General features: G+C 44.1%; 6 protein-coding genes and 3 pseudogenes. 5 read left to right on the top strand and 4 right to left on the bottom strand.

Annotation, left to right across the window (positions count from 1 at the left end):
• Positions 1 to 111 (top strand): annotated as a pseudogene (locus EWV60_RS13680) (IS630 family transposase); the annotation flags it as partial.
• A gap of 2 nt (positions 112 to 113) precedes the next feature.
• On the opposite strand, the pseudogene EWV60_RS13685 reads toward EWV60_RS13680, so the two are convergent.
• The 3 genes and pseudogenes from EWV60_RS13685 to EWV60_RS13695 all read right to left on the bottom strand — a co-directional run.
• Positions 114 to 575: pseudogene (locus EWV60_RS13685) on the bottom strand (ATPase); the annotation flags it as partial.
• A gap of 143 nt (positions 576 to 718) precedes the next feature.
• Positions 719 to 1,207, bottom strand: a complete 489-nt coding sequence (locus tag EWV60_RS13690; protein WP_103111106.1) for a DUF29 domain-containing protein — start codon at positions 1,205 to 1,207, stop codon at positions 719 to 721.
• Positions 1,208 to 1,480: 273 nt separating this feature from the next.
• Positions 1,481 to 2,173 carry a Crp/Fnr family transcriptional regulator gene (locus EWV60_RS13695; RefSeq protein ID WP_002778985.1) on the bottom strand — a complete coding sequence of 231 codons (693 nt, stop codon included), beginning with the start codon at positions 2,171 to 2,173 and terminating at the stop codon, positions 1,481 to 1,483.
• 475 nt (positions 2,174 to 2,648) lie between these two features.
• On the opposite strand from EWV60_RS13695, the gene EWV60_RS13700 reads away from it, so the two are divergent.
• Together EWV60_RS13700 and EWV60_RS13705 are read left to right on the top strand one after the other, a co-directional pair.
• Positions 2,649 to 2,837, top strand: coding sequence for a hypothetical protein (locus EWV60_RS13700; protein WP_002752772.1), 189 nt, complete (start codon positions 2,649 to 2,651; stop codon positions 2,835 to 2,837).
• On the top strand, positions 2,822 to 3,118 hold the full coding sequence (locus tag EWV60_RS13705; protein ID WP_287232813.1) for a type II toxin-antitoxin system RelE/ParE family toxin: 297 nt from the start codon (positions 2,822 to 2,824) through the stop codon (positions 3,116 to 3,118). The genes EWV60_RS13700 and EWV60_RS13705 overlap by 16 nt, the downstream gene beginning before the upstream one ends.
• 215 nt (positions 3,119 to 3,333) lie before the next feature.
• On the opposite strand, the gene EWV60_RS13710 is transcribed toward EWV60_RS13705, so the two are convergent.
• Positions 3,334 to 4,785 (bottom strand): GTP-binding protein, encoded by a 1,452-nt coding sequence (locus EWV60_RS13710; protein ID WP_287232815.1) that lies wholly within the window; start codon positions 4,783 to 4,785, stop codon positions 3,334 to 3,336.
• Positions 4,786 to 4,965: 180 nt separating this feature from the next.
• On the opposite strand from EWV60_RS13710, the gene EWV60_RS13715 reads away from it, so the two are divergent.
• Together EWV60_RS13715 and EWV60_RS13720 are read left to right on the top strand one after the other, a co-directional pair.
• Positions 4,966 to 5,874: a transglutaminase family protein gene (locus EWV60_RS13715; protein ID WP_287232817.1), complete on the top strand. Its 909-nt coding sequence runs from the start codon at positions 4,966 to 4,968 to the stop codon at positions 5,872 to 5,874.
• A 345-nt stretch (positions 5,875 to 6,219) separates the two neighbouring features.
• Positions 6,220 to 6,292: pseudogene (locus EWV60_RS13720) on the top strand (Uma2 family endonuclease); the annotation flags it as partial.

A 6,292-nucleotide genomic window follows, 5' to 3' on the forward strand; every position in this document is an offset into this window, starting at 1 on the left:
GCTATTTATGAATGTCTGAATGATGCCCATCTGAAACATAAAAAAGAACTGGATTCCTTGCTGACTCTACGATTTCAGAAGTTTAATAAATCTCAGATTATGAACGTCTAAAGTATAATCCAAGTATCGCATAAAGGTAAATACAACTGCATGAGGTTATTACGTCCCCGCTCATAACGACGACGAACCACATCTTCAGGAATATTATGACCGCCACTGGCTACCCTTTTGTGAACTCTCTCTAAAGCTAATTGTGGACTTTGTAGCCAAAAATAAATAAGATTGAGCCTATAGCCAGAACTTTGACAGTCTCTCAAAAAACGGGCAAAATGTCGGGATGCCAGGGTGCTTTCAAAGGCAAAATCTATTCCTTGGCACTTCAGTGTTATCAGTCTTTCTAACATCAACCGTCCTGCTTGGATAGCAACCGACTCAGGATTAAAAGGTGAGAGTCCGGCGGCAATTTCATCGGCGTTAACGTACTCGATAACGCCTAAAAAGTTGGGTAAAATTTTTTTAGCGACGGTGGTTTTCCCGGAACCATTGGGGCCAGCAATTAGATAAACGTCAGACATGAGGGAAAAGCTCGTCCTCCAGATTATTTTGAGATAACCTCGAACTAAGTCGCTAGTTATAATTAAATTGAAGATAAATTCCCCCTTAATAAGGGGGGTTTTTGACAGTTTTTAACATCTAACTATTTAAGTATCAGTGGCTCTCAACTTTCCGTAAAAAAAGGTGAGATATCGATGGGGAACCAATCTCCGTCTAATACTTGTTCGAGAGTGAATATAGACTCTAGGGGAATTATATTTTTATCGACAATTCTCCCATCAATTAGGGTTTGTCTTGCGTCTGAATAGGCCTCCCCAAAGGAATTAATGGCATGATTTTTTAGCGTTGGGGTTTTGATCTTTTTTTTCAGTTGCACTCGAAAAGTGGCTATCTCTCCTAGCCAATGACGCGCATTTCGTTCTCTTTCCGTTGTCCAATAACTCAGTTTTAAAAGATGGATTAATAGTTGAGTTAATAAACTTTCGACAGCTTGGCGCTCGCTTTTTCCCATGCACTCTACTTCCTCGATCAGATTTTCCCAGTCCACCCTGTCAAACTCTTTTTGCTTTAAAAGTTCGGCGGTTTTTTCTGTCCAGAGAACAAAATCTTCCTCGTAGAGAACGGAGAGCAATAGCGGGGTTTGTGCGGTCATAATAGATTTCTGGGGTTGCTGATTTGTGATAGGAATCTGCTTGTGTGGGGTTTTTAAAACCTGGAGCCAAACTAAGTAGCTGGTTATAATTAAATTAAAAATGGATTTTAGGTTTGATCCCCCCTTCCCCCCTTGATAAGGGGGGTGCTGATCCCCCCTTAATCCCCCCTTAATAAGGGGGGTATCTGATGATTTTTAACGCCTACCTACTTAACTTTTGGATAGGATGCACAGTTAGCATTCATAGCGTGAGTCAGCAACACCGCAGAAAAATTAATTATGACTCAAAAATAAACTGGGCAATCCGATAAGATTATCCTGCTTAAAAAAGATCGAATTTTGTTGTCGCAATTTACCGATTAATCTTGTTACTGTTACTCTGGTAGTGCCGATGGCACTGGCAATTTGAGCGTGAGTTAGGGGATAGGGGAGATAATAGCCTTCTACACAGGGTTGACCGTATTCTTCCAGTAATAAAACCAAGAACCCCATTAATCGATCGAGGGAGCGTTTTTGACCGAGAATACTCAACCAAAATAACTTACGCTGGTATTGATGGCGAAAAGTTTCCATAACAGCCGATCGCAATTGCGGCCATTGTTGTAGGTCTTCCCAGTATAACCAGACTAACTTGGTTCCGTCTAGATGAGCTTGGGCTTGTAATTGAAAGGGAAATTGAGAAACAATCTCAAAAGGTTGACCTGCACCCACAAAACCGAGAAATACTTCCTCACTATCAGCAATAGGTAGTTGACGGGGAAATTTTTGGTCGATAACGTTAACTTGTGCCTTACCAACAATACGAATCGCCCCAGATTCGACAAAGTATAACAGTCCGGGGCGTGTGGCGACTTTTTCATCTTTGGCAAAGGTATGATTACGATAATGGGATTTTGCCCAGTTAAAGATTTCTGTTTCTTGACCGATTAAGGGTATAAAATCCGACGAAGGAACCGAAGAAGACATTAAAATTAATAACCCATTGGGGCGTTGAGGGAACTGTAAACTAATGTAACAAAAAATTGCTGCGATTGGGGGGGGGTCTTGTGGCCGCTCGATGCTTATTGGTCAATAATCCCTAAAAGTTGCGGGGATTGAGCAGATAGGAGAATTATTAAGTATTCTTAACAGAATACCCGCCCCAATGTTACAAAAGCGAGATAATCACCTTATCTATTCTTAACTTTTTCTCGCTTTTCTGGGGACTATGGCATAAGATAGGATGCGTGACTATTAGTTTTCTATCTATGATATAGCGTTTCTCTTAAAGATGAAGTATAAAGAAATTTGGCATTATCTCTTGGCGACTGGCTACTGTTAACCGTTCCCTGTTCCCTAAAACCAGATACTTCGTACCTCACTATTAAGATAACTGCTATAGATTATAGTTGATAGATAATTTAAATTTATACTTTTCCTTAAAAACTTCGGTCAAACTTGTATGAATAGCATTAGACAAAAAGTGGAATCCCTCTTGAATCAATTACCAGATGATTGTTCAATTGAAGATATTCAGTATCATTTATACGTTCTGGAGAAGGTGCGTCAAAGTTTGAGCGCTGCTTCTCTAGAGAATACAATCCCCCAAGAAGAAGTTGAGGGTCTTTTAAACAAATGGCTGATCGAGTGAATTATCGCCTTGTCTGGTCGCCCAAAGCAATTGAAGACGTGGATGCGATCGCATCTTATATTAGTCGAGATTCCCCGTCCTACGCGGCGGCCGTCGTGCGTCGAATTCTTGATATAAGCTATTCTTTAGAAAATTGTCCCCTAGAAGCGAAAAAATGCGCCGAATTTAGCGATGATACCATCCGAGAAAAGTCTGCCTATGCCTACCGTCTGATCTATCAAATTCAAGGAGCAGTAGTTACTATAGCGGCGATCGTCCATAGTAAGCATTTCTTGGATTGATCGAGTCAGTGATCAGTTATCAGTGATCAGTTATCAGTTATCAGTGGTCAGATTTGAATTTTCAGTTCACAAGGGCTGAATCTAATACCAAATTTGTTAAGCTAAAAGCTTTAATTTACTCAGTTTCTAACCTTCTTTTTAGGTAGGAGAATTGCCAGATTCTTTCTGGGAGCCTATTGCCTGTTGCCTTCAGTTCACTGATTACTGATTACTGTTTACTGATCACTGAAAAGTCCCCCACCCGCCAATTTTGAGCCTAATTCCCGCTTAATCCGGTTGAGAATCGAGGTTTCGTCGAGGGAATCGAGAATACTGGCTACCACTGCCTTCGGGCCATCGGGTCCCCAGGTGGCCCCATTAGCGAGATAGGTTTTCGTCACTTGGCCGATCGCGTAACAGGATACACCGGCAACCCCCGCTTGAGTCAGGGCGATCGAAGTATAGGGAAGGAGAGAAATGCCGCCAGTGGCAGGAATCGAGAGGCCAAGCAGTCCTTTGAGGGAACTTAAGCCCAAAACCGCTAAAAATTCGCTGGCACTAATACCCCCCATATTGAGGGCAATTTTTTGTAAAAGAGCGATCGCCCCCCGACGAGTTAAATCGATGCCGTATAAGCGAGAAAGAGCGAGAATCATGGCCAGATCGATAACTGCTCCCGTAAACAAATCCAACACCGTCACCGGATTGAGAGCGATCGCCGATGCTTTGATCATCACTGCTTTTTGAATCAATTGATTGGCGCCGCGATCACGGATAGCCATTTTGCGGGCGACAATTTGCTCGTTTACCTCGTCCGCATACAGCATAGAATTGAGGGCTACCAGCGATTTACCCTCTCGCTCTAGAATTTCCAAAATTTTGAGTTTCAGGGCTTCTATCTGGGGGTTTCCCCGAAATCGTTGCGTTTTAAGCCGCCCATCCTGCCCTTTAACCGTCTCCGCCAAGAGGGGAGAGGCCGCCACCATAACGATCTCATCGGGGGAGAGTAGTTCTTTCACCCGTTCTGAGGCGATTTTCTCATAGATAGCGAGGCGATCGACTTCCGGATACTGATCGATTTTATTAAAGACCAAAATCATCGGTTTTCCCGCTTCCCGCAACTTGGCCAGGGCGGAAAATTCCACTTTGGTCATATCACCGGAGATGATAAAAAGGATTAAATCCACCTGCTGCGCCACCTGACAGGCGAGAATTTCCCTCGTTTGCCCATCTACCTCATCAATACCGGGAGTATCAAGCAATTGCACCTGAGCATTACCCTGGCCGTTCAGGGTCAGACGCGCTAGATTGGGGAAAGTATCATCGCTGCTCAACTGCCAATTTACCCCTTTAATGGTGCGGGTAACTCCGTGTAGAGGACCGGTTGTAAAGATTTCTTGACCGACCAGAGCATTTAAAATCGAGGATTTTCCCCGGCCCACCAGACCAAAAGCGGCAATTTGAATCAGGGAGCGATCGAGTTTTTCTAGCAAGGCCACTAGGTGATCGATCTCCGCTTCTAGACCAATTTTCTCGATCGAGGTAAGATCCAGACGCTCAACAAGTTTGCTCAGAGAATTGCGTGCCTGATTATAGTTGAGTTCTTCTTGAATAGTGCCGACACCTCGAAGCGCTTGTTCTAGGTCTTCGGTATTCCAAGCTTGATCGAGGAACGGGTCAGAGGTCATTTCAGTTATCAGTTATCAGTTATCAGTTATCAGTTATCGGTTATCAGTTGTCAGTGATTAAGTGGGTGGGTGTTAAAAATTGTCAGATACCCCCCTTATTAAGGGGGGATTAAGGGGGGATCAAGGGGGGAACCATCTTCAATTTAATTATAACCAGCTACTTTATTAAGGATAATCAGGATGAGTGTCATCTACGACTTGGAACACATCACCACCTATCATTATCGTAAACCGGTAACTTTTGGGGAACATCGGGCGATTTTTTTGCCTAGTGCCGGTCACGGTGAAAGAATTATCAGTTATTCTGTAGAAGCGAATATTGCCGCCAAAACGCGCTGGACTATGGATACTCTATCTAACAACGTGGTAGGGATTGAATTTGCTGAACCAGCGTCAGAATTAATCGTTACCTGTCGATTACGGGCGGAACATTTTGGCTTAAAAGCGATCGCTGATTTTCCCCTCGCTCAACGGGCGATCGAAATTCCCATCCAGTACACCCCCGATGAATGGTTAGATCTAGTGGCGTTTATGCGTCCCCACGCCGAGGATGCCGACGGCAGCCTGGCAGCTTGGGCCAAAAGTTTTGTAGCGGGGAACCAAGATGATACCCTCGATGCCATGGCAAGAATGATGGCGGCTATCAAAGATAATTTTACCTACCAATCCAGGGAGAGTGAAGGAACTCAATCCCCCGGAGAAACCCTGCGGCTAAAGTCGGGAACTTGTCGCGATTATGCTTGGTTGATGATCGAAGCTTTGCGAAGATTGGGTTTAGCCTGTCGTTTTGTCAGTGGCTATCTCTACGATGCTGCCCTCGACGGTGGTGAAGTGGGGATGACTGGCTCTGGTGCTACCCATGCTTGGTTACAGGTTTATCTACCGGGGGCCGGTTGGCGTAATTATGATCCGACTAATCAAATTACCGCCGGCTTTGATTTAATTCGAGTGGCGATCGCTCGTCATCCCGGTCAAATCATACCTCTTTCCGGTTCTTGGTTTGGTGATGCCGATGACTTTTTGTCTATGGATGTTAAAGTGACCATTCGCAAGCTGGGGACGCTGCCGGATTTTGATCCGAGGGAATAGGTTGAATTATCGGGTTTTTCCTTGACTGGCGATTTTCCAACTAATCCTACTTGACCCAGGGTAAGCGCATCTTAACAATCCTTGACAAAAGGGACTTGATGTGAGTTACTTACCCAGAGAGCGATTCAGGCATATTTGATCAGAATTGGCTATCTCAATTGTTAAGCAAAAATCGACCAAATGGGTCGATTTCGTAGCTATTCTGATTGACTGGTACCACTTGAAATGCCCACGCGGATCACAAAATTGGCCAATTGTCAATAGCATTTGAGATGCTCTCACCCTGTACTACTACTGACTCATAGCTGTTATAATTAGATCAATGTCCCAGCCAGGGGAAAAACTATGACAACTCTCGACATTTTACCAGAAGTTACCTGTCCCCCCACGGATTTATGGAGTGATGAACCACCCTTGG

Source organism: Microcystis sp. Msp_OC_L_20101000_S702, from assembly GCF_007095705.1.
In the GTDB taxonomy this organism is placed as follows: Bacteria; Cyanobacteriota; Cyanobacteriia; order Cyanobacteriales; family Microcystaceae; genus Microcystis; species Microcystis ichthyoblabe_A.